The organism is Aeromicrobium sp. Leaf350, assembly GCF_916858655.1.
GTDB lineage: Bacteria > Actinomycetota > Actinomycetes > Propionibacteriales > Nocardioidaceae > Aeromicrobium.
Map to the genome: position 1 here is coordinate 197,573 of NZ_CAKASL010000003.1, position 19,399 is coordinate 216,971.

Sequence of the window (19,399 nt, forward strand, 5' to 3'; positions counted from 1 at the left end):
GGTCGGAATCGACCTACTTCTTCTTCGCGGCCTTCTTGCGGGCAGCGGGCCGGTGCACGAGCACGGGCGCGCTGGCCTGGTTGAGCACCTTGTTGGCGACCGAGCCCATCAGCACGGCCTGGGTGCGGGTGCTGCTGCTCGCGAGCACGATCAGCCCCGAGCCGAATCGGGTCGCAGCCTTGAGGATCTCGCCCGCCGGCGAGCCGCCGTACACGTGCGTCGAGACGGGCGGACCCCAGTCGGCGAAGTCGGCGGCCACGCCCAGCACGGCCTTCTCGGCCGAGGCGCGGAACGACATCTCGTCGATGCTGGAGTCGTCGTCGGTCGCGAAAGGCACGGCAGCGAGCGGACTCACGACGGCGACGACCGAGATCTTCGTGACGGACTTCGGGTCGACGGTCTTGCGCAGGAACTTCGCCGCGTCGTGAGACTGGCGTGATCCGTCGGTGGCGACGAGCACGTGCATGGCAACCCCTAGAAGGTGAGTGAGCTCAGGTCATCCGGTGAGCTCGGCCGGATCGATCGACTGCGGATCGCCCTTCATGACGATCCTGTTGATGAAGTACATGACCACACCAATGGCCAGGATGCCCCCACACCACACCAGAGAGCCAGGGTCGTCGATCGCGGTGTAGACGAGGATGGCGGCGTTCGCGGCCACGCCGAGGTACAGCAGGAACGTCGGAGCCTTGTAGTGCTCGTGGTCGACGCCGGACCCGCGACGCAGCACGAGCGCCGCGAGGCAGACGACGCCGTAGACGACGATCAGGAACAGCACCGTCACGGTCGCGAGCCGGTCGACGTCGGCGGTGGCCAGCAGCAGGCAGACCAGGCTCGCGGTGAAGATGATGGCGACCCACGGCGTGCGCCGGGTGGCGTGGGTGCGAGCGAAGATGCGGGGCACGATGCCCTGCTTCGCCATGCCGTACATGATGCGCGACTGCGCGACCAGCGAGACGAGCGCCGTGTTGGTGACGGCGATCAGCGCGATGACGGCGAAGATCTCGTCGGGGATCGCGAGCGGCCCGGCCTGCACCACGGTCAGGAGGCTGCCGCCCTCGCCGCCGTCCTTCGAGAGGTCCTCGATCGGCGCCACCATCGAGGCGATGAACGCGATGACCATGTAGAGGACGCCGGCCGTCGCCATGCCGCCGAGCAGCGCCTTCGGGAACACCTTGCTCGGCTCGCGGACCTCCTCGGCGATGTTGGCGGCGTTCTCGAAGCCGGTCATCGCGAAGAACGCGAGCGCCACGCCGCTCAGCACCACGACGGCGGGGTTGCCGTCGTTGAGGTCGAACGGCTGGCTGAAGTTGGCGTCGCCGTTGACCACGACGAGCACGCCGACGAGCAGCACGATCGCCAGACCGATCGTCTCGACCGCCGTCATGATCGCGTTGGCCCAGACCGACTCGCTGATGCCGCGGAAGTTCAGCAGCGACAGGGTGACGATGAAGATGATCGCGACCGCGGTGGTCGACATGCCCTCGAGGATCGTACCCTCGGTGATGGACTCGAAGTACGTGCCGCCGAAGACCCGCGCGAGCGTGCCGGCCGCGGCGATCGTGGCAGCGAGCAGGCAGAACGTCACGAGGAAGGTGACGGGCGGGCTCTTGAACGCCTTGTGCGTGTAGAGCGCCGCGCCCGCGGCCTGCGGGTACTTCGTGATGAGCTCGGCGTAGGCGAACCCGGTCAGCAGCGCGACGGAGACGCCGATGACGAACGACAGCCAGAACGCACCGCCCACCGTGAACGCCATGACGCCGATCAGGGCGTAGATGCCCGATCCGAGCACGTCGCCGAGCACGTAGAAGAACAGGAGCGGGCCGCCGATGGCGCGCTCGAGCTCCTCGGTCTGCTTCGGTGAATCCTGGGATGCCTGGGAGGCGTCAGTCATGGGCGTGCTCCTCGTCGAACGTGGTGCGGCCGATCCGGTAACTCTGGCACCCGGTTGGCGGACTGCAACTCGGGCGCTGGGATGGCTACTGTGAGGGCCCTGGAGCCGAGGTGGACGGAGATGGGCCGATGAAGGTGCTCGTGACCGGAGGCGTGCGCTCCGGGAAGTCCTTCCACGCCGAGTCGCTCGTGGTCGGTGAACCGGTCGTCACGTACATCGCGCCGGGCCCGTCCCCGGAGGTCGAGGACGACCCCGACTGGGCCGCGCGCGTCGCGACGCACCGCTCGCGGCGGCCCCAGCACTGGCACACGGTCGAGTCGATCGACCTGCCCGAGGCGCTGGCGGCGGCCGAGGGTGCCGTGCTGGTCGACTGCCTCGGCACGTGGATCACGGCGCAGCTCGACGAGCTCGACGCCTGGGACGCGGTGCTCGAGGAGTGGGAGCCCGTGCTGCGCGAGCGCATCGCCGCCGTGGCCCGGGCCGTGGCCGAGACCGAGCGCCCGGTCGTCGTCGTCACCAACGAGGTCGGCATGGGCGTCGTGCCGGAACACCGGTCCGGACGCCTGTTCCGTGACATGCTCGGACGCGCCAACCAGGCGGTCGCCGCGGAGTGCGACCAGGTCCTGCTCGTCATCGCCGGCCGGGTGCTGACGCTGTAGGGCGAGGGCTCGGCAGCCGACAAGGAGCACGATGAGGACGACGGTCACCTTCGAGGTCGACGGCACCACGGTCGAGGGCTGGTTCTATCCGCCCGCCGGTCCGGATCCGGTGCCGGTCGTGGTCCTCGGTCACGGACTCGGCTACGTGAAGTCGGCGGGCCTCGACGCCTTCGCGCAGCGCTTCGCCGAGGCGGGGTACGCGGCGCTCGCCTTCGACTACCGGTCCTTCGGCGGCAGCGGCGGCGCACCGCGGCAGGTGCTGTCCGTGAAGCGACAGCTGGAGGACTGGGACGCGGCCATCGCCCACGCCCGCACCCTCCCGGGCGTCGACCCGACGCGCGTCGTGGTGTGGGGGACGAGCTTCGGCGGTGGGCACGCGCTCACGCTCGCGGCCACGCGGGACGACCTGGTCGCCGCGATCGCCCAGTGCCCGTTCACCGACGGCATCGCGTCGCTGCGGGTGGTTCCCACGGTGACGTCGCTGAAGGTCACCTGGACCGCGGTGCGCGACCTCCTGGCCCGGCTGTTCGGCCGCGGCCCGGTGTACGTCGCGGGGTCGGGCGTGCCGGGCGAGACCGCGCTGATGACAGCTCCCGACGCCCAGCCGGCGATGCGGGTGCTCACCGCCGACGCCCCCGACTTCGAGAACCGGATGGCGGGACGGGCCGCCGTCGAGGTCATGCTCTACGGCCCCGGTCGCAAGGCCTCGGACATCACGATCCCCGTGCTGGCGGCGGTCTGCGACCGCGACACGGTGGCGCCGGCGCGCACGGCGACCCGCCAGCTCGCGCGGTCGTCGGCGATCGAGGTGCGGCACCACGACGTCGGGCACTTCGACATCTACCTCGGAGAGCCGTTCGAGGACGCGGTCAGCGACTACCTCGCCTTCCTCGACCGCGTCGCCCCGATCCGCTGACCGCACCCCGGGTCCGTCCCGGTCCCTGAGGTGCGACGAAGGAGCCTCGAAGGGGGTACCTCAGCCGCCGGTGGCCCTCAGCCGGTCGGTGGCGTCATGGCCCAGCGGATCGTGCGGACGGCGGTCTCGCCGCCCAGCCGCACCGCGGTCGACTCGGCGACCGGCAGCCAGGGCAGTCGCAGCGGCAGGCGGGCCCAGAGCGGCAGCAGCCCGACGGCCGAGGCCGCGAGCAGTCCGTACGGCGCGCGCAGCGGCAGCGGCACCGGCGGGTTGACCAGCAGGAACCGTGCCGTGCGTCGCGCGGCGGGGGTGCTCTGCAGCTCGGGGCGGTAGTCGGCGAGCACCTGGGCCAGCTCGGCGACGGACTCGGGAACGTCGACGGCGCCGAGCTGTCGCGCCACGACAGCGGCCTCCGCGAGGTAACGGTCGCGTCCGTCCGCGTCGAGGGGCTTGGCGCCGTAGCGGTCGTGCGCGCGCAGGAAGCTGTCGACCTCGGCGACGTGCACCCACCGCAGCAGGTGCGGGTCGGAGGCGGCGTAGGGGCGCCCGTCGGGAGCCGTGCCGGTGACCTTCTCGTGCACCGCCCGCACGGCCCGCACCATGCGATCGGCATCGGCCTCGGTGCCGAAGGTCGTGACGGCCAGGAAGTGGCTCGTGCGCTGCAGGCGTCCCCACGGGTCGCCGCGGAAGCCGGAGTGCTGGTCGACCGCGGCCATCGCCAGGGGGTGCAGCGACTGCAGGAGCAGGGCTCGGATGCCACCGACGAACATCGACGCGTCGCCGTGCACCTGGGTGATCGCCGAGTCGGGTCCGAACCGTCGGGGGCCCTCGGCGCCGTGGATGCGGTCGCGGTGCGCCGGGCCGTCGTCGCCGGCCACGCGGGCGAAGATCAGCTCGCCGAGCCGAGCGCGGGGGTCCATGCCGTCAGTCTGCCCCGCGGCTCCCCACCCCGCCCTCCCACCGCCTCGGGCGGACTAGCCTGGGGCGGTGGCCCGACGACTGACCCCGCTGCCTGCGGCCGAGCTCGCCGAGGTGCTCGCCCGGCTCGACGCCGGTGGCGCCGAGCGGGCCGACCTCGCGGCCGCCACCCGGCACTTCATGGCCGTGCTCGAGGCGCGGTCACCCGGTCACAGCGTGGAGGTGCGCGTGCCGCCCTTCGCCGCGGTGCAGGTCATCGAGGGAGCGCGACACACCCGCGGCACCCCGCCGGCCGTCGTCGAGACCGACGCGCAGACGTGGATCGCCCTCGCCCGCGGGGACCTCGCGTGGAGCGAGGCCCGGGCGCAGCGACGGGTGACGGCCAGCGGCGAGCGCTCCGACCTCACCCCGCACCTCCCGCTCACCTGAGGCCCGGTCAGACCTGGCGCTCCTGGTCGGCCCAGTAGGGCTTGCGGAGGTCGCGCTTGAGGATCTTGCCCGACGGGTTGCGCGGGAGCGCCTCGATCACGTCGATCGTGGTGGGGGCCTTGTAGTGGGCCAGCTTCTCGCGGGCGAAGGCGATGAGCTCGTCCGCGTCGGCCGACGTGCCCGGCCGCAGCGCCACTACCGCCTTGACCGTCTCGCCCCAGCGGTCGTCGGGGACGCCGATCACGGCCGCCTCCAGCACCGCCGGGTGCTCGGCCAGCACGCGCTCGACCTCGGGGGAGTACACGTTCTCGCCGCCCGTGATGATCATGTCCTTGATGCGGTCCTCGATGAAGATGAAGCCGCCGTCGTCGACCCGGCCGACGTCACCGGTGCGCACCCAGCCGTCGTCGGTGATGAGCTCGGCGGTGGCCTCCGCGCGCCCGAGGTAGCCGATCGTGGCCTGCTCCGTGCGGAACCACAGCTCGCCCGACGTGCCGACGGGCACGTCCTCGAGCGTGCCGGGATCGACGACCCGCAGCTCGGCGCCCTCGACCGGCTGCCCGACCGAGAGCAGCCGCTCGGGCCGCTCCAGGTCGCGGTGGGCCGCGTCGTCGAGCACCGAGATGACGCCGCCGAACTCGGTCATGCCGTACACCTGCATGAAGGTCGTCTCCGGCCATGCGGCGATGACCGCGCGGACGACCGGCGGCGGCATGGGCGCCGCGCCGTAGCCCACCTGGCGCAGGCGTCCGAACAGGCCCATCGCCTGCTCGCCCGCCTGGAGCAGGGCCGCGATGACCGGCGGCACCAGGAAGGCGTGGGTGCAGCCCGCCATCATCGCGGCGGCCATCAGGCCGGGGTCGACCTCCTTCACGATGAACGCGGGGATGCCGTGCGTCAGGCCGAGCAGGGCGTACGAGGTGCCGCCGACGTGAAACATCGGCATCGCGACCATCATCATCGAGCCCTCGCCGTACTCCGCGTCGCCGCCGCCGACGTAGCAGTGCCGCACCATGGCGTGCTGGGTCAGCTGCACGCCCTTGGGTCGGCCGGTCGTGCCCGAGGAGTACATGACCACGCACACGTCGTCGGGCGTGACGTCGGGCTGGCGGTCGATCGGCTCGGCCGCCACGAACGCCTCGAACTGGTCGTGCTCGCCGCCCAGCGTCACCGACCGCTCGACGTGCTCGAGCCGGTCGGCCACCAGGTCGTAGGCCTCCTGCAGGTCGGCGCCGACGACGGCGAGCCGCGCCCCGCAGTCGTTGACCACGTAGTCGAGCTCGTCGCCCGCGAGACGCCAGTTGACGACGGTGGTGGCGGCGCCGACGAGGCTGCCGCCGAGGATGAGCTGCAGGATCGCGGGGTTGTTCTTCTCGAGCACCGCGACGCGGTCGCCCCGTCCGATGCCGGCCGCCTGCAGCGCGCCCGCAGTGCGACGGACCGACTCCCACGCCTCGGCGAAGGTCCACGTGCGCTCGCCGTAGATCCAGCAGGTCGCGTCGGGCTGTACCCGCGCCTGGTGCTCGAGGAAGTCCGGAAGGAAGGTGGCGGGGGGAAGGGTGGTCATGACGCTCCTCGCTGGGCTGGACTCGTGTCCGTGACGTGGGTCACAGCAGCCTAGGTGTGCCCGCGGACCAAGCGCCAGGGCCCCGCAGGACAGGGCTGCTCGGGAGGGCCGATCAGGCGAGGGCGAGCGCGACGAGCCAGCACGCGGTCGAGGCCACGTTGGTCGCCGTGCGCACCAGGTTCCACCGGGTCCACGGCCTCTCGAATGCCTCTCGCAACCGCGGTGAGGCGTCCGTGCCGTTCTCGAGCGCCTCGTTGAGCGGCACGTTGCGAGCGATCGTGACGACGAGCGTCAGCACGTAGCCGACGAGGCCGGCGACGGCCCAGGCGAACGCGTCCTCACCCCGCACCACCACGGTGGAGGCGATGCCGAGCACCAGCGAGCCGCCGAACAGCAGCCCGAAGACGGGGTTGATGATCGCGACGTTCACGCCCCGCATCGTCTGCACGAAGGCGACGTCGTCGACCCGTCGCAGCCCGGGCATGACGGCGTACGCGAAGGCCGCGAACAGTCCGGCCACGAGGCCGGTGGTCAGGGCGGTCGCCCCGAGGAGGAGGTCGGTGGTCAACGCTCGGCCCGCGGTCGGGTCAGCCCTCGACGACGGCGGCGATGCGCTTGAGCGTCTTCGACATGGCCTTGCCGGTGTTGGTCGGCATCGATCCGCGCTTGAGGAAGAAGCGCTGCTTGTCCTCGCTGACGTCCCACGTCTCACGCACGCGGGTGCCGTCGCCGGTGGGCTCGAGCTCGTAGCGCCAGATGCGCCCGCCGATCAGCCCGCCGAGCCCGACGGTCTTCCAGGCGATCAGGCGGTCCTGCTCGAACTCGACCACGCGGTTGCTGGTCGTGTACGGGACTCCCTGCTTCATCGACATGCCGAAGACGGAGCCGAGCGTCAGTGGCTCGCCCGGCTCCTTGAGGCCCTGGACGCTGCCCGAGCCGTCGATCTCGGAGTGCCGGCCGGCGTCGGCGACGATCGCGAAGATGGCCGAGGCGGGGGCCTGGATGACGCGCTCGACGGAGACTGTGTTGCCGTTCATGGACCCATCCCACCAGATGCGGGGCGTTCCGCAGGATGAACTTCTGACGTCAGCCCAGCGCGAAGGCCGTGAGGAAGCCGGCCGCGGTCGCCACGCCGACCCACCAGCCGCCCTCGCGGTACGCCTCGGGGAAGAGCGTGTCGGCCAGCACGGCGATCGTCGCACCACCGGCGAACGCCTGCACGAGGGCGATCGAGGTGCCGCCGAGCACGTCGGACGCGGCGTAGGCGCCCATCGTGCACGCGACGAGCACCACGCCCGTCAGGACCCACAGGCCGATCGCCCGGACCGGGCCGAAGCTCGAGCGCCCGAGGAGCGCACCGCTGCTGACCGCTTCCGGCACGTTGCCGACGACGATCGCGACGAGCAGCACGATGCTGCCGCCCTCCACGAGTCCGACGCCGAGCGCCACGTTCTCGGGGATGCCGTCGAGCACGGCCCCGAGGAGCAGTGCCCAGCCGGCCGCCGCGGCACCCATCCGCGAGTCGAGCTGGTGGCTCGCGAGGACGTAGACCCCAGCTCCCGCCATCAGTGCGACACCGGCCAGCAGCACGCCCTCGGATCGGAACGCCGGACCGAAGAGCTCCTCCGACGCGGCCGCCGTCAGCGTGCCGGCACCGAAGGCCATGAGCACCGCGAGGACGGGCGTCGGCAGCTGCCATCGCAGGCCGATCGCCGCTCCGACGATCAGCGGCACCGCCGTCGCCACCCCGAACCAGAAGGCCATCGCCATGCCTCGAGGCTAACCACACCTGTCCGCCTCGCGCGGTGGCGGTCGATCGCGCTCGCCCACGCCCCTACACTGGTTCTCGTGGCGCGCGGCGACGGTCTTCTGACCCACGACATCGATCCCTCGGATCGCGGTCCTCAGGACGCCTGTGGCGTCTTCGGCGTCTGGGCGCCGGGTGAAGAGGTCGCGAAGCTGACCTACTTCGGCCTGTACGCGTTGCAGCACCGCGGGCAGGAGTCCGCCGGCATCGCCGTCAGCAACGGCCGCCAGATCCTCGTCTACAAGGACATGGGCCTCGTGAGCCAGGTCTTCGACGAGTCGACGCTGGAGTCGCTCAAGGGCGAGATCGCGATCGGCCACGCCCGCTACTCCACGACCGGCTCGAGCGTGTGGCAGAACGCGCAGCCGACGTTCCGCCCCACGGCCTCCGGCTCGGTGGCCCTCGGCCACAACGGCAACCTGACCAACACCGCCGAGCTCGTCGAGCTGCTCGACCAGCGCACCGCCGGTGAGAGCCGGCAGCACGAGACGGCCACGAGCGACACGGCCGCGATGGCCAGCCTGCTCGCGTCCTACCGCGACCGCTCGGTCGAGGAGGCGGCCCTCGAGGTGCTGCCGAAGGTGCGCGGCGCGTTCTCCCTGGTGTTCATGGACGAGCACACGCTGTACGCGGCGCGCGATCCGCAGGGCATCCGTCCGCTGGTGCTCGGCCGCCTCGAACGTGGCTGGGTCGTCGCCAGCGAGACCGCGGCCCTCGACATCGTCGGCGCCTCCTACATCCGCGAGGTCGAGCCGGGCGAGTTCATCGCGATCGACGAGAACGGTCTCCGCTCCGAGCGTTTCGCCGAGCCGGCGCCGAAGGGCTGCATCTTCGAGTACGTGTACCTGGCGCGCCCCGACACGACGATCAACGACCAGCGGGTCTTCAGCGTCCGCGAGCGCATCGGCCGCAAGCTCGCTCGCACCGCGCCGGTCGAGGCCGACCTGGTCATCCCCGTGCCGGAGTCGGGCACGCCCGCCGCGATCGGCTACGCCGCGGAGTCGGGCATCCCGTTCGGCCACGGCCTGGTCAAGAACTCCTACGTGGGCCGCACGTTCATCCAGCCCTCGCAGACCATCCGTCAGCTCGGCATCCGGCTCAAGCTGAACCCGCTGCGCGACGTCGTCGCCGGCAAGCGGCTCGTGGTCGTCGACGACTCGATCGTCCGCGGCAACACGCAGCGTGCTTTGGTGCGGATGCTGCGCGAGTTCGGCGCCGCCGAGGTGCACGTGCGTATCTCGAGCCCGCCGGTCAAGTGGCCGTGCTTCTACGGCATCGACTTCGCCTCGCGCGCCGAGCTCATCGCCAACGGCATCAGCGTCGACGAGATCTGCCGGTCGATCGGCGCCGACTCCCTGTCGTACGTCGACCTGGACGACCTGGTCGACGCCACGAACGTGCCCAAGGACAACCTGTGCCGGGCCTGCTTCGACGGCATCTACCCCGTCGCGCTCCCCGAGGACGACCTGATCGGCAAGCACCTGCTCGAGCTGCCCGCCGACACCACGACGCTGAAGGTGATCCAGTGACCGACTACGCGGCAGCCGGCGTCTCCGTCGCCGAGGGCGACCGCGCGGTCGAGCTCATGAAGACCTGGGTCGAGAAGGCGCGCCGTCCCGAGGTCGTCGGCGGCATCGGCGGCTTCGCCGGGCTCTTCGACGCCACGGCGCTGAAGGACTACCGCCGTCCGCTGCTGGCCACCTCCGCCGACGGCGTGGGTACCAAGGTCCAGATCGCGCAGCGCATGGACAAGCACGACACGATCGGCTTCGACCTCGTCGGCATGCTCGTCGACGACCTGGTGGTCTGCGGCGCCGAGCCGCTGTTCATGACCGACTACATCGCCTGTGGCAAGGTCGTGCCCGAGCGCATCGCCCAGATCGTCAAGGGCATCGCCGAGGCGTGCGCCGAGTCGGGCACCGCGCTGCTCGGCGGCGAGACCGCTGAGCACCCCGGCCTCCTCGGTCCCGAGGAGTACGACATGGCGGGCTCCACCACGGGTGTCGTCGAGGCCGACGCGCTCCTGGGTCGCGACCTCGTGCGCCCCGGCGACGCGGTCGTCGCGATGGCCTCCTCGGGGCTGCACTCCAACGGCTACTCGCTCGTGCGCCACGTGTTCTTCGGGCTCGCGGGCTGGTCGCTCGACCGGCAGGTCGACGAGCTCGGCTCGACGCTCGGCGAGGCACTGCTCACGCCGACGCGGCTCTACACGCTGCCGTCGCTCGCGCTGGCCCGCGCCGGAGGCGTCCACGCGATGTCGCACATCACGGGCGGCGGTCTCGCGGCGAACCTCGAGCGCGTCGTGCCCGAGTCGGTCTCGGTGCGCGTCGACCGCGCCACGTGGTCGCCCGACCCGATCTTCGACCTGGTCGCCCAGCTGGGCGAGGTCGAGCGTCCCGCGCTCGAGCAGGCCCTCAACGTCGGGGTCGGCATGGTCGCCCTCGTCGAGCCCGACGCGGCCGACGCGGCGGTGCGGCTGCTGCAGGAGCACGGCATCGACGCCTGGGTCGCCGGCGAGGTCGCCGAGGCAGGGGTCCACGGTCCCGGAGGCTCCGTGACGGTTGTGGGCGAACACGCATAGCCCCCGTGAGACATTCTCGCGGGTGATTCGGTAGGCTGGTCAGCACGACATACCGACATCACTGTGCGAGGGGGTCGACCCATGGGGCGCGGCCGTGCGAAAGCCAAGCAGACCAAGGTTGCACGCGATCTCAAGTACCGGACCTTCGATCCGGACTTCAGCGATCTGCAACGAGAGCTCCACGGTGAGGACGGTGAACCGATCCCTGATCAGTACGCCGAGCTCGCCGAGAGGCCTGACCTCGCCGATCAGTTCAAGGACCGCGACGCCAGCTGATGCGCGCGGCTCCTTCGTCGCCGCTCCAGCGGTTCGTGCCTCACCGCTGACGGGCTACGCCCGTGCGCTCGAGCCTCGCTGCGCTCGGCTGTGGTGACGTCCAGCACTTCGTCATGCCCACACCTGCGTGGCGGTCGGTAGCTCACCGCCCGAGGCGGCTGGGCCACCAGAAGCGGCGTCCGGTCCAGGCGACCATCGCCGGGGTGACGACGCCGCGTACCACCACGGTGTCGAGCAGCACGCCGAAGCCCACGAGCACGCCGAGCTGGGCCAGCAGCACCAGCGGGAGCACGCCGAGCACCGTGAAGACCGCCGCGAGCAGGATGCCGGCGCTCGTGATCACGCCACCCGTGACGGCCAGCGCCGTGACGATCGAGCCCGTCGCGTCCCCGGTTGCGGCCATCTCCTCGCGCGCGCGTGCCGTCAGGAAGATGTTGTAGTCGACGCCGAGCGCCACCAGGAAGATGAAGGCCAGCAGCGGGGTGCTCACGTCCATCGCCGGCCAGCCCAGCACGTGGTCGAAGACCAGCCAGCCGACGCCGAGCGCCGACAGGTACGACAGCACCGTCGTGGCGCCCAGCAGCACGGCGGCGACGACCGAGCGGAGCAGGGCCAGCAGCATCACGAGCACGACCGCGAGCACGAGCGGGATCACGGTCGTCCGGTCGGACGCCGCCGTGGCGGCCTCGTCGACCGCCTCCGCGTCGGGTCCGCCGACGAGCGAGTCGGGGTCGACGTCGTGCACGGCCGTGCGGAGGTCTTCGATCGTCGCCAGCGCGTCCGCGCTGCCCGGGTCCGACTCGAGCACGACGCGCACCTCGGCCGTCGAGTCGTCCCCGCCCGGTGAGACCGTCGCCGACTGGACGCCGTCGACCTCGCTCGCCGCGGCCGCGACGGCCTCGGCCTCGGCCGGGCTCGCGACCACGGTGGTGGGGGAGGCCGTGCCGCCGGGGAAGGCCGACGACAGGGTCGACTGGGCGGCGATCGACTCGGGGGTGTCGAGGAACTGCTCATCCTGGGCGAGCCCGGTGCGAAGTCCGAGCGCCCCGAGCGCCATCGTCACGAGCACGACCAGCCCGGCGATCGTCACCAGAGCGGGGCGCCGGGTGACGGCGGGCCCGACGCGGCTCCAGAGGCCGCGGTGGGCGGAGTCGTCGTCGCCGACGCGCGGCACGAACGGCCAGAACAGCCACCGACCGGGCAGCGACATCGCCGCGGGCAGCACGACGAGCGCGAAGAACACCGCGACCGCGAGGCCGGCGGCCCCCGCGAGCCCGATGCGGCTGACAAAGGGGGAGTCGGCGAGCAGGAGCGTGAGCAGGCCGAGGATGACCGTGCCCGAGCTCGACAGGATCGCCGGTGCGGCGGCGCCCACCGCCTGGCGCATCGCCTCGTGCCGGCTCTCGTGCCGACGCAGCTCCTCGCGGTACCGGGCGATCAGCAGCAGCGCGTAGTTGGTGCCGGCGCCGAAGACGAGCACCGAGGTGATGCCGGTGATGGATCCGTCGACCGCGAGACCCGACCACGCCGAGATGGCGTCGACGACCTTCGCGGCGACGCGGTCGCCCAGGCCGATCACGGCGAGCGGCACGATCCACAGCCACGGGCTGCGGTAGGTGATGATCAGCAGAAGTGCGACGACCGAGGCGGTCACGAGCAGCAGCCGGGTGTCGGCGCCGGAGAACACCTCGCCCAGGTCGGCCTGCACGGCCGGCCCGCCGGTGACCTCGGTGACCAGTCCGTCCGGGAGCGCGTCGCCGGCGACGTCGCGGATCTCGGCGACCAGCTCGCTGTTCTCGTCGTTGGACAGGTCTCCGGGCACCGGGACGGTGACGAGGGCGACCGTGCCGTCGTCGGAGGGGATCGGGCCGACGGCCTCGAGGTCCAGGTCGTCGCTGAGGGCCTGGACGCGCTCGCCGGCCGCCGTCAGGTCGGCAGCCTCGAGGCCACCGTCCCGCGAGAAGACCACGATCGCGGGAGCCTCGTCCCCGTCGGGCAGCGCGGCGAGACGCTCCTGGGCGAGGGCCGACTCGGCGTCGTCCGGGAGGTTGGATCCGGCGTCGCTGCCCTCGGTCGGTCCGGGCGCGAACGCCAGCACGGCCGCGCCGAGGAGCAGGCCGACGAGCAGGACGGCGACGGAACGGCCGCGGCCGACGGGGCGAGCCAGAAAAAAGGTTCGATGATCGAAAGATGTCACGGTCACACGATAGGGTCAGCGTCATGACGACGCACCCCGGGGGTCCTCCCGGCGCTCCCGATGCGCGACTCGAGGTCGTCCGACGCCTTCAGTCGCTGACCACGGCCACCCTGCACTTCACTGATCGCGCTGCCGCGTCGCGCGGTCTGCATCGCTCCGACCTGCAGGCGCTGCAGGCCCTGGTCGCGGCTCGCGAGTCGGGGGCCGACGCGGTGACGCCGGGCGAGCTGTCGCAGGCCCTGACCCTGAGCCCGTCCGCGACCACGACCCTGATCGACCGGCTCGAGCGCGCGGGCCACGTGCGTCGCGACCACGACCAGCACGACCGTCGTCGCGTGGGTCTCACGATGACCAAGCACGCCGGCACCGAGGCGCGTGCCATGTTCGGCCCCATGGCCATGGCGATGGTCGAGGCCCTGTCCGACTTCGACGACGACCAGGTGGCCACGATCCTCGCGTTCCTCGAGACCGCGACCGCCGTCGTCACCGAGGCGAACCCGGGCTGAGGAACCCCGCGTGCCGCCGGGCGGTGAGATAGGTACGTGTCCGCGGGGTGGGCGGTGAGTTAGGGGCGTGTCGAGGCTCGCGACACGCCCCTAACTCACCGTCCGGGCCGACGACACGCCCTTGGCTCACCGCCCGGGCGACGGGGTCAGGCGAGGTGGATGTTCTTGAGGCGGCCGACGTCGCGCATGCGCTGCTCGGCCTGGCGATCCGCGGCCTCGGCGGAGGTGATGCCCTCACCCGCCGCGCGCTCGAGCACCGCGAGCGTCGTGTCGAAGATGCCGGTGGCGCGCGCCTTGGCCCGGTCGAAGCTGAATCCGCTGGGGTCCAGCTCGTCGGCGACCTGGATGACGCCGCCGGAGTTCACGCAGTAGTCGGGCGCGTACGTGATGCCCTTCTCCGTGAGCAGCTTCGCCGTGCCCTCGTGGGCGAGCTGGTTGTTGGCGCCGCCGCACACGACGCGCGCCGACAGCGTGCGCACGACGTCGTCGGTCAGAGCGCGTCCGAGCGCGCACGGTGCGTAGACGTCGAGGGGCTCGGCGACGAGCTCCTCGGTGGAGCCGACGACCTTCACGCCGGGGTGCGCGGCGGTGATGGCGTCCAGCGCGGCTCGGCTCACGTCGGTCACCACGACGTGGGCGTCCTCGTCGACGAGGTGCTGCACGAGGTGGCGTCCGACCTTGCCCACGCCCGAGATGCCGACCGTGCGACCGGCCAGCGAGGTGTCGCCCCAGACGTGCTGGGCGCTGGCCCGCATGCCCTGGTAGACGCCGAAGGCGGTGAGGACGGAGGAGTCGCCGGCGCCGCCGTGCTCGACCGTGCGGCCCGTGACGTACGAGGTCTCGCGGGCGATGACGTCCATGTCGGGGCTGAACGTGCCGACGTCGCAGGCGGTGAAGTACCGGCCGCCGAGCGTCTCGACGAAGCGGCCGTAGGCCCGCAGCAGCGCCTCGGTCTTGTCGGTCGCCGGGTCGCCGATGATGACGGCCTTGCCGCCGCCGAGGTCGAGGCCGGCGAGCGCGTTCTTGTACGCCATGCCCTGGCTCAGGGCCAGCACGTCGGCGAGCGCGTCCGCCTCGCTCGCGTACGGGTGGAACCGGGTGCCGCCGAGGCCCGGCCCGAGGGCCGTGGAGTGCAGCCCGATGATGGCGCGGAGACCGCTGGCCGGGTCGTGGCAGAACACGACCTGCTCGTGCGGGTGGGCGAAGACGCGGGCGTCGAAGGACATGGGTTCTCCTGTCGTCACGGGCGCGGGGGTGTGCGCCTGTCGGTGAGAGCCGCGGGGTGGTGCGGCTCCGACTCGACTGTACCGCCGCACCGCCCTTGCGGGAGCCGATCAGTCCTCGCGGGCCTCGCGCTCGGCGGCGGTCTCGTAGTCGGGGACTCCGCGGAACCGCCGGAAGCTGTAGACCATGAATCCGAGGGCGATGAGGGCCGAGACGATGAGCGTGGCGCCCGTGCCCCAGCCGCCGATCAGCCACCACCGGTCCGCGATCGGCCACCAGTCGGGGGCGTCAGGGCGCAGGCCCCACACCACCCCGACCGCGCCGAGCAGCAGCGCCCCGAGAACGCTGCCCAGGATGCGGGGCCAGGTCTGCACGCCGTCCGCGGCCGCCTTGAAGGCCATGACCTTGACCGGCTCGAGTCGTCGCTCGGCCCACTCGTAGCGGTTGGCCAGCACGGCCAGCCCGGCCACGAGCAGGAGCAGGCCGGGGCCGGGCAGGAAGATCGCAGCGACACCGGCGAGCACGAGGATCCAGCCGAGGACCGTGATCGCGACGCCGCGAGCCAGGTGGGTGGAGCGGCGGGGTCCGTCGCTCATCGTCGTGCCGGCCGGGGTGAGGTCATGCCTCATCCTCGCTGCGGCGGCTCGATCTCGCTCGCCAGCGGCCCGTCGGCCTCGGGCTGCGTCCCGGTACCCGGTGGGGTGATCGCGTACAGCGGAGTCGTGCGCCCGACGCCCTTGAGCTCGACCTCGCCGTGCTGCGTGGCCTCGAACTCGTCGCGCACGAGCAGCCAGGTCGCGCGGGTCATGAGGACGCTGCCCGGGGGGCACTCGGTCTGGATGCGCGAGGCGAGGTTCACGGCGCGACCGATGGCGGCGTACTTCTGGCGGGCCCCTGAGCCGACGTTGCCGACGGCGACGACGCCGGTGTTGACCCCCATGCGGATGCGGAACACGACGTCGAGCCCGGCCTGCTCCCAACGGGCGTTGAGGCCCTCGACCGCCGCCTGCATCTCGATGGCCATCCGCATCGCCCGCAGGGCGTGGTCGCGGTCGTTCGTGGCGGTCGGGGCGCCGAAGAAGATCAGCACGGCGTCGCCGACGAGCTCGTCGATCGTGCCGTCGTGGAGCGCGGCGATCCGCGCCATCTCGGAGAAGTACTCGCCGAGCACGAGCGCCAGGTCCTCCGGCTCCATCCGCTCGGTCGTCTCGGTGAAGCCGACGATGTCGGAGAAGAACACCGTGATCTTGCGCCGCTCGAGCCGGGTCGACGTCTCGCCGTGCTCGAGCACCGCGTCGGCGACCTGCGCCGGCACGTAGGTGCGGATGAGCTGGTGGCTGCGAGCGAGGTCCTCGCGCTGGTGGTCGACGACGGCCAGCATGCCGAAGGCCAGCACCATCGCGGCGACGACGAACACCAGCAGCGGCCCGCCCGTGCCGAGGAGGCGCTCGACGGAGCCGGAGCCCTGCACGGAGTCGTCGACCAGGGCCGGCGCGTAGTCGATGGCCCCGCCGAACCGGAGGGCCTCGAGCACGGCGGTGACGACGACGGCCCCGACGATCGAGATGATGCCGAACGTGCGCCCGAAGAGGATGCCGATCAACAGCCCGGTGACGGCGGGGAACAGCAGGAACGGCGAGGCCCAGAAGCCGAAGATGTAGGCGATGGCGACGCCGAAGAGGCTGTACCCGAGCGCGGGCACGGCGAGCGCCAGTCGCGCCACGAGGGTCCGGCCCTCGGGGTCGCGCGGTGCGAGGAGCGCCAGCACGACCGCGCTCACGATCACGCCGATCACCCCGGCGAGGACGACCGGTGCGAAGTAGCTCATGCGGACCTGGTCGGAGCGGTCGACGAGCCAGAGGCACAGGACGGAGGCGCCGACCTGCGCGACGCTGAACAGCGTCATGACGAGCACGGCGCGCTCCATGCGCGGGCGGGTCAGCACGTCCTCCAAGGTGAGGATCCAGCGAGGGTGCTGCACCGTGCTCATGGCCGAAGACTAGCGGCGCGCCGTCGTCAGCGGTCGCGTGTCCGGCGAGCCAGGCGCTTGTCCATGCGGCGGATCTGCGGGGTGACGACCTTGGTCAGCACGCCCGGCAGCACCGACATGCCGGCCTGGCTGATCGCCCCGCCGAGGCTCGTGACGCGTGACGGCTGGTCGACGACGCCCCTGACCAGCCAGGCCCCGGCCTTGGCCGGGGTCATCATCGGCATCGCGGCGTAGATCGAGGTGGCGCCGGACATCTCGGTGCGCACCATCGGGAAGTAGACGATCGTCGTGGTGATGCCGCGGTGTCCCTCCTCGGCCAGGAGCGAGCGGGCGTAGGACTCCAACGCGCTCTTGCTCGCGAGGTAGGCCGAGAAGAGCGGGACCGGGACCTGGGTCGACAGCGTCGAGCTGAAGACGACGTGACCGTGTCCGCGGTCGATCATCGACGGCAGCAGGGCCTGGGTCAGGCGGATCGCGCCGAAGTAGTTGACCGCCATGACGCGCTCGTGGTCGTGCAGCCGCTCCAACGAGTCGCGGATCGAGCGGCGGATGGATCGTCCGGCGTTGTTGACCAGCACGTCGACGTGACCGTGGTCGGTCAGGACGGACTGGACCGCCGCAGTGGTCGAGGCGTCGTCGGTCAGGTCGACCGGGTAGGTGCTCGCCTCGCCGCCGGCCTCGCGCACGCGCTCGGCCACCTCCTCGAGCTCGCCGGCCCGACGCGCCAGCAGGCAGACCGTCCAGCCCTTCGCTCCGAGCTGCACCGCCGCCTCGGCGCCGATGCCGCTGGACGAGCCCGTGATGACGACGACCTTGCGCTCGCTCATGCGTCGCCCCGCACGATGTCGACGAGCAGGGCGGTGAACAGCCGGGTGACGCGCTCGTTCATCTGGGTCGCGGTCTCGTCGGGATGCGCGACCCACCAGTCCATCAGCGAGTCGACGATGCCGAGCCAGGCCGCAGTCATGACCGAGATGTCGCGCTCGTCGGTGTCGCCGGCCAGCGCCAGCAGCTCGGTGACGCCCTCGTGCGCGAGCTTGTCGATGCGCTCGGTGTGGTGGCTCACGACGTCGGCGATGGCCCCGGTCGAGGGCGCCGTGCGGTCGTGGAGGAGCCGCCACAGGTGCCGCTGCTCGTCGAGCACGGCGAACATGCCGTCGAGGGTGCGGATGCCGCGCTCGATGCCGACCGCGTCGCCGCGGGCGATGCGCTCGATCTCGCCGGCCATGAGGTCGCCGGCCTCGTCCAGGCAGGCCGCGAACAGGCCTTCCTTCGACCCGAAGTAGTTGTAGATCAGCGGCTTGGAGATGCCGGCCTCGGCGGCGACGTCGGCGAGGTTCGTGGCGGCGAAGCCGTCGGTGCCAAAGGCCAGGGACGCGACGGCCAGGATCTGCTGCTCGCGCTCGGCGCGCGGGACGCCCTTGGTGCCGGCGTTGGTTCGGGCCATGGGAAGACTCTAGTCGAGGCCCTGACCCTGTGGTAACTTACCCGAGAGTCATATAGGCCGCGTGGAGGAGATCCGATGAACGACGTGCTCGATCCGCTGAAGAACCCCGTCACCTACGCGGCCCCGTTCTTCCTGCTGACGATCGTCATCGAGCTCGCCGCGCTCAAGTGGCTCGACCACGACGACAACACCACGGGCTACGCCATGAAGGACGCGCAGGCGTCGATCTCGATGGGCGTGCTCTCGCTGGTGTTCCTGACGCTGTTCAAGGTCGTCACGTTCTTCGGCTTCACGGCGGTCTTCGCCTACCTCGCGCTGTGGGAGCTGCCGACCGACACGTGGTGGTACTGGGTCCTCGTGATCCTGGGCGTCGACCTGGGCTACTACTTCCACCACCGCTTCAGCCACCGCGTGCGCATCGCCTGGGCCGGCCACCAGGCCCACCACTCCAGCGAGTTCATGAACTTCGGCACCGCGCTGCGGCAGAAGTGGAACCCCTGGTTCGAGTTCTTCTTCTGGCTCCCGCTCCCGCTGCTGGGCTTCGCGCCGTGGACCCTCTACGTGGCCTTCGGCTTCAACCTGATCTTCCAGTTCTACGTGCACACCGAGATGGTCGACCGCCTGCCGCGACCCGTCGAGTACGTGTTCAACACCCCGTCGCACCACCGCGTGCACCACGGCTCCGACCCGGAGTACCTCGACAAGAACTACGGCGGCATCCTCATCATCTGGGACCGGATGTTCGGCACCTTCACGAAGGAGGTCCAGCGTCCGACGTACGGGCTGACCAAGAAGGTCGAGACCTACAACATCCTCAAGCTCCAGTACGGCGACTACGTCGACATCGCCCGCGACGTGCGTGGCGCACGGCGCTGGCGCGACAAGATGGGCTACCTCTTCGGCCCGCCCGGGTGGACGCCGAAGGGCGAGGTCACCGACGCCGACGACCTGGTCCTCCCGCGCCGCTGACCTCGCGCCCCGTGCCGCG

The 19,399-nt window shown here is 71.4% G+C and carries 20 protein-coding genes and 1 pseudogene; 8 read left to right on the plus strand and 13 right to left on the minus strand.

Annotation, left to right across the window (positions count from 1 at the left end):
• Positions 1 to 13 precede the first annotated feature (13 nt).
• Both LO931_RS14555 and LO931_RS14560 read right to left on the minus strand, forming a co-directional pair.
• Positions 14 to 466 (minus strand): universal stress protein, encoded by a 453-nt coding sequence (locus LO931_RS14555; RefSeq protein WP_229054549.1) that lies wholly within the window; start codon positions 464 to 466, stop codon positions 14 to 16.
• Positions 467 to 496: 30 nt separating this feature from the next.
• A complete protein-coding gene (locus tag LO931_RS14560; protein WP_229054551.1) occupies positions 497 to 1,894 on the minus strand; it encodes an APC family permease in 1,398 nt (465 codons plus the stop codon).
• Positions 1,895 to 2,022: 128 nt separating this feature from the next.
• On the opposite strand from LO931_RS14560, the gene cobU reads away from it, so the two are divergent.
• Positions 2,023 to 2,553 carry a bifunctional adenosylcobinamide kinase/adenosylcobinamide-phosphate guanylyltransferase gene (gene cobU, locus LO931_RS14565; RefSeq protein WP_229054553.1) on the plus strand — a complete coding sequence of 177 codons (531 nt, stop codon included), beginning with the start codon at positions 2,023 to 2,025 and terminating at the stop codon, positions 2,551 to 2,553.
• Between the two features lie 22 nt (positions 2,554 to 2,575).
• A pseudogene (locus LO931_RS14570) lies at positions 2,576 to 3,469 on the plus strand (alpha/beta hydrolase); the annotation flags it as partial.
• A 77-nt stretch (positions 3,470 to 3,546) separates the two neighbouring features.
• Here the strand turns inward: LO931_RS14570 and LO931_RS14575 are convergent.
• Positions 3,547 to 4,389, minus strand: coding sequence for an oxygenase MpaB family protein (locus tag LO931_RS14575; protein WP_229054556.1), 843 nt, complete (start codon positions 4,387 to 4,389; stop codon positions 3,547 to 3,549).
• 67 nt (positions 4,390 to 4,456) lie between these two features.
• Between LO931_RS14575 and LO931_RS14580 the strand changes: the two genes are divergently transcribed.
• Entirely contained in the window at positions 4,457 to 4,816 is a 360-nt protein-coding gene (locus LO931_RS14580) for a sterol carrier family protein (RefSeq protein WP_229054558.1), read from the plus strand.
• Positions 4,817 to 4,823: 7 nt separating this feature from the next.
• On the opposite strand, the gene LO931_RS14585 is transcribed toward LO931_RS14580, so the two are convergent.
• The 4 genes from LO931_RS14585 to LO931_RS14600 form a co-directional block, all read right to left on the minus strand.
• On the minus strand, positions 4,824 to 6,383 hold the full coding sequence (locus tag LO931_RS14585; protein ID WP_229054560.1) for a long-chain-fatty-acid--CoA ligase: 1,560 nt from the start codon (positions 6,381 to 6,383) through the stop codon (positions 4,824 to 4,826).
• A gap of 112 nt (positions 6,384 to 6,495) precedes the next feature.
• Positions 6,496 to 6,951, minus strand: coding sequence for a DUF1772 domain-containing protein (locus tag LO931_RS14590; RefSeq protein WP_229054562.1), 456 nt, complete (start codon positions 6,949 to 6,951; stop codon positions 6,496 to 6,498).
• A gap of 19 nt (positions 6,952 to 6,970) precedes the next feature.
• The gene (locus LO931_RS14595; protein ID WP_229054563.1) at positions 6,971 to 7,420 is read right to left on the minus strand and encodes an SRPBCC family protein; all 450 of its coding nucleotides are present in this window, start codon (positions 7,418 to 7,420) and stop codon (positions 6,971 to 6,973) included.
• 49 nt (positions 7,421 to 7,469) lie between these two features.
• Positions 7,470 to 8,153: a ZIP family metal transporter gene (locus LO931_RS14600; protein WP_229054565.1), complete on the minus strand. Its 684-nt coding sequence runs from the start codon at positions 8,151 to 8,153 to the stop codon at positions 7,470 to 7,472.
• Positions 8,154 to 8,231: 78 nt separating this feature from the next.
• On the opposite strand from LO931_RS14600, the gene purF reads away from it, so the two are divergent.
• The 3 genes from purF (at position 8,232) to LO931_RS14615 (ending at position 11,047) form a co-directional block, all read left to right on the plus strand.
• Positions 8,232 to 9,719 carry an amidophosphoribosyltransferase gene (purF, locus tag LO931_RS14605; RefSeq protein ID WP_229054567.1) on the plus strand — a complete coding sequence of 496 codons (1,488 nt, stop codon included), beginning with the start codon at positions 8,232 to 8,234 and terminating at the stop codon, positions 9,717 to 9,719.
• Between the two features lie 56 nt (positions 9,720 to 9,775).
• The gene (gene purM, locus LO931_RS14610; protein WP_229055150.1) at positions 9,776 to 10,771 is read left to right on the plus strand and encodes a phosphoribosylformylglycinamidine cyclo-ligase; all 996 of its coding nucleotides are present in this window, start codon (positions 9,776 to 9,778) and stop codon (positions 10,769 to 10,771) included.
• Positions 10,772 to 10,852: 81 nt separating this feature from the next.
• Positions 10,853 to 11,047, plus strand: coding sequence for a DUF3073 family protein (locus LO931_RS14615; protein ID WP_229054568.1), 195 nt, complete (start codon positions 10,853 to 10,855; stop codon positions 11,045 to 11,047).
• Positions 11,048 to 11,189: 142 nt separating this feature from the next.
• Here LO931_RS14615 and LO931_RS14620 read toward each other — a convergent pair whose 3' ends face one another.
• Entirely contained in the window at positions 11,190 to 13,244 is a 2,055-nt protein-coding gene (locus tag LO931_RS14620) for an MMPL family transporter (RefSeq protein WP_229054570.1), read from the minus strand.
• Positions 13,245 to 13,267: 23 nt separating this feature from the next.
• Here LO931_RS14620 and LO931_RS14625 point away from each other — a divergent pair, with 23 nt between their 5' ends.
• Positions 13,268 to 13,750, plus strand: a complete 483-nt coding sequence (locus tag LO931_RS14625; protein WP_229054572.1) for a MarR family winged helix-turn-helix transcriptional regulator — start codon at positions 13,268 to 13,270, stop codon at positions 13,748 to 13,750.
• 146 nt (positions 13,751 to 13,896) lie between these two features.
• Here the strand turns inward: LO931_RS14625 and LO931_RS14630 are convergent, their stop codons facing one another.
• The 5 genes from LO931_RS14630 to LO931_RS14650 form a co-directional block, all read right to left on the minus strand.
• The gene (locus tag LO931_RS14630) at positions 13,897 to 14,976 is read right to left on the minus strand and encodes a Glu/Leu/Phe/Val dehydrogenase dimerization domain-containing protein (RefSeq protein ID WP_229054575.1); all 1,080 of its coding nucleotides are present in this window, start codon (positions 14,974 to 14,976) and stop codon (positions 13,897 to 13,899) included.
• A gap of 108 nt (positions 14,977 to 15,084) precedes the next feature.
• Positions 15,085 to 15,603, minus strand: coding sequence for a PGPGW domain-containing protein (locus LO931_RS14635; RefSeq protein ID WP_229054576.1), 519 nt, complete (start codon positions 15,601 to 15,603; stop codon positions 15,085 to 15,087).
• Complete coding sequence (locus LO931_RS14640; protein ID WP_229054578.1) at positions 15,600 to 16,964, minus strand: adenylate/guanylate cyclase domain-containing protein; 1,365 nt, start codon at positions 16,962 to 16,964, stop codon at positions 15,600 to 15,602. The genes LO931_RS14635 and LO931_RS14640 overlap by 4 nt, the downstream gene beginning before the upstream one ends.
• Before the next feature lie 26 nt (positions 16,965 to 16,990).
• Entirely contained in the window at positions 16,991 to 17,791 is an 801-nt protein-coding gene (locus LO931_RS14645; RefSeq protein WP_229054580.1) for an SDR family NAD(P)-dependent oxidoreductase, read from the minus strand.
• Positions 17,788 to 18,411: a TetR/AcrR family transcriptional regulator gene (locus tag LO931_RS14650; RefSeq protein ID WP_229054582.1), complete on the minus strand. Its 624-nt coding sequence runs from the start codon at positions 18,409 to 18,411 to the stop codon at positions 17,788 to 17,790. The genes LO931_RS14645 and LO931_RS14650 overlap by 4 nt, the downstream gene beginning before the upstream one ends.
• A gap of 75 nt (positions 18,412 to 18,486) precedes the next feature.
• Here LO931_RS14650 and LO931_RS14655 point away from each other — a divergent pair, with 75 nt between their 5' ends.
• Positions 18,487 to 19,380, plus strand: coding sequence for a sterol desaturase family protein (locus tag LO931_RS14655; protein ID WP_229054583.1), 894 nt, complete (start codon positions 18,487 to 18,489; stop codon positions 19,378 to 19,380).
• Positions 19,381 to 19,399: the final 19 nt, after the last annotated feature.

What these genes read in the sequence shown, in the direction of transcription:
- LO931_RS14640 (WP_229054578.1), bottom strand. Translation starts at nt 16,964, where the DNA reads ATGAGCACGGTGCAGCACCCTCGCTGGATCCTCACCTTGGAGGACGTG.
- LO931_RS14630 (WP_229054575.1), bottom strand. Translation starts at nt 14,976, where the DNA reads ATGTCCTTCGACGCCCGCGTCTTCGCCCACCCGCACGAGCAGGTCGTG.
- LO931_RS14600 (WP_229054565.1), bottom strand. Translation starts at nt 8,153, where the DNA reads ATGGCGATGGCCTTCTGGTTCGGGGTGGCGACGGCGGTGCCGCTGATC.
- LO931_RS14555 (WP_229054549.1), bottom strand. Translation starts at nt 466, where the DNA reads ATGCACGTGCTCGTCGCCACCGACGGATCACGCCAGTCTCACGACGCG.
- LO931_RS14645 (WP_229054580.1), bottom strand. Translation starts at nt 17,791, where the DNA reads ATGAGCGAGCGCAAGGTCGTCGTCATCACGGGCTCGTCCAGCGGCATC.
- LO931_RS14615 (WP_229054568.1), top strand. Translation starts at nt 10,853, where the DNA reads ATGGGGCGCGGCCGTGCGAAAGCCAAGCAGACCAAGGTTGCACGCGAT.
- purM (WP_229055150.1), top strand. Translation starts at nt 9,776, where the DNA reads ATGAAGACCTGGGTCGAGAAGGCGCGCCGTCCCGAGGTCGTCGGCGGC.
- cobU (WP_229054553.1), top strand. Translation starts at nt 2,023, where the DNA reads ATGAAGGTGCTCGTGACCGGAGGCGTGCGCTCCGGGAAGTCCTTCCAC.
- LO931_RS14635 (WP_229054576.1), bottom strand. Translation starts at nt 15,603, where the DNA reads ATGAGGCATGACCTCACCCCGGCCGGCACGACGATGAGCGACGGACCC.
- LO931_RS14560 (WP_229054551.1), bottom strand. Translation starts at nt 1,894, where the DNA reads ATGACTGACGCCTCCCAGGCATCCCAGGATTCACCGAAGCAGACCGAG.
- LO931_RS14575 (WP_229054556.1), bottom strand. Translation starts at nt 4,389, where the DNA reads ATGGACCCCCGCGCTCGGCTCGGCGAGCTGATCTTCGCCCGCGTGGCC.
- LO931_RS14625 (WP_229054572.1), top strand. Translation starts at nt 13,268, where the DNA reads ATGACGACGCACCCCGGGGGTCCTCCCGGCGCTCCCGATGCGCGACTC.
- LO931_RS14650 (WP_229054582.1), bottom strand. Translation starts at nt 18,411, where the DNA reads ATGGCCCGAACCAACGCCGGCACCAAGGGCGTCCCGCGCGCCGAGCGC.
- LO931_RS14585 (WP_229054560.1), bottom strand. Translation starts at nt 6,383, where the DNA reads ATGACCACCCTTCCCCCCGCCACCTTCCTTCCGGACTTCCTCGAGCAC.
- LO931_RS14655 (WP_229054583.1), top strand. Translation starts at nt 18,487, where the DNA reads ATGAACGACGTGCTCGATCCGCTGAAGAACCCCGTCACCTACGCGGCC.
- LO931_RS14595 (WP_229054563.1), bottom strand. Translation starts at nt 7,420, where the DNA reads ATGAACGGCAACACAGTCTCCGTCGAGCGCGTCATCCAGGCCCCCGCC.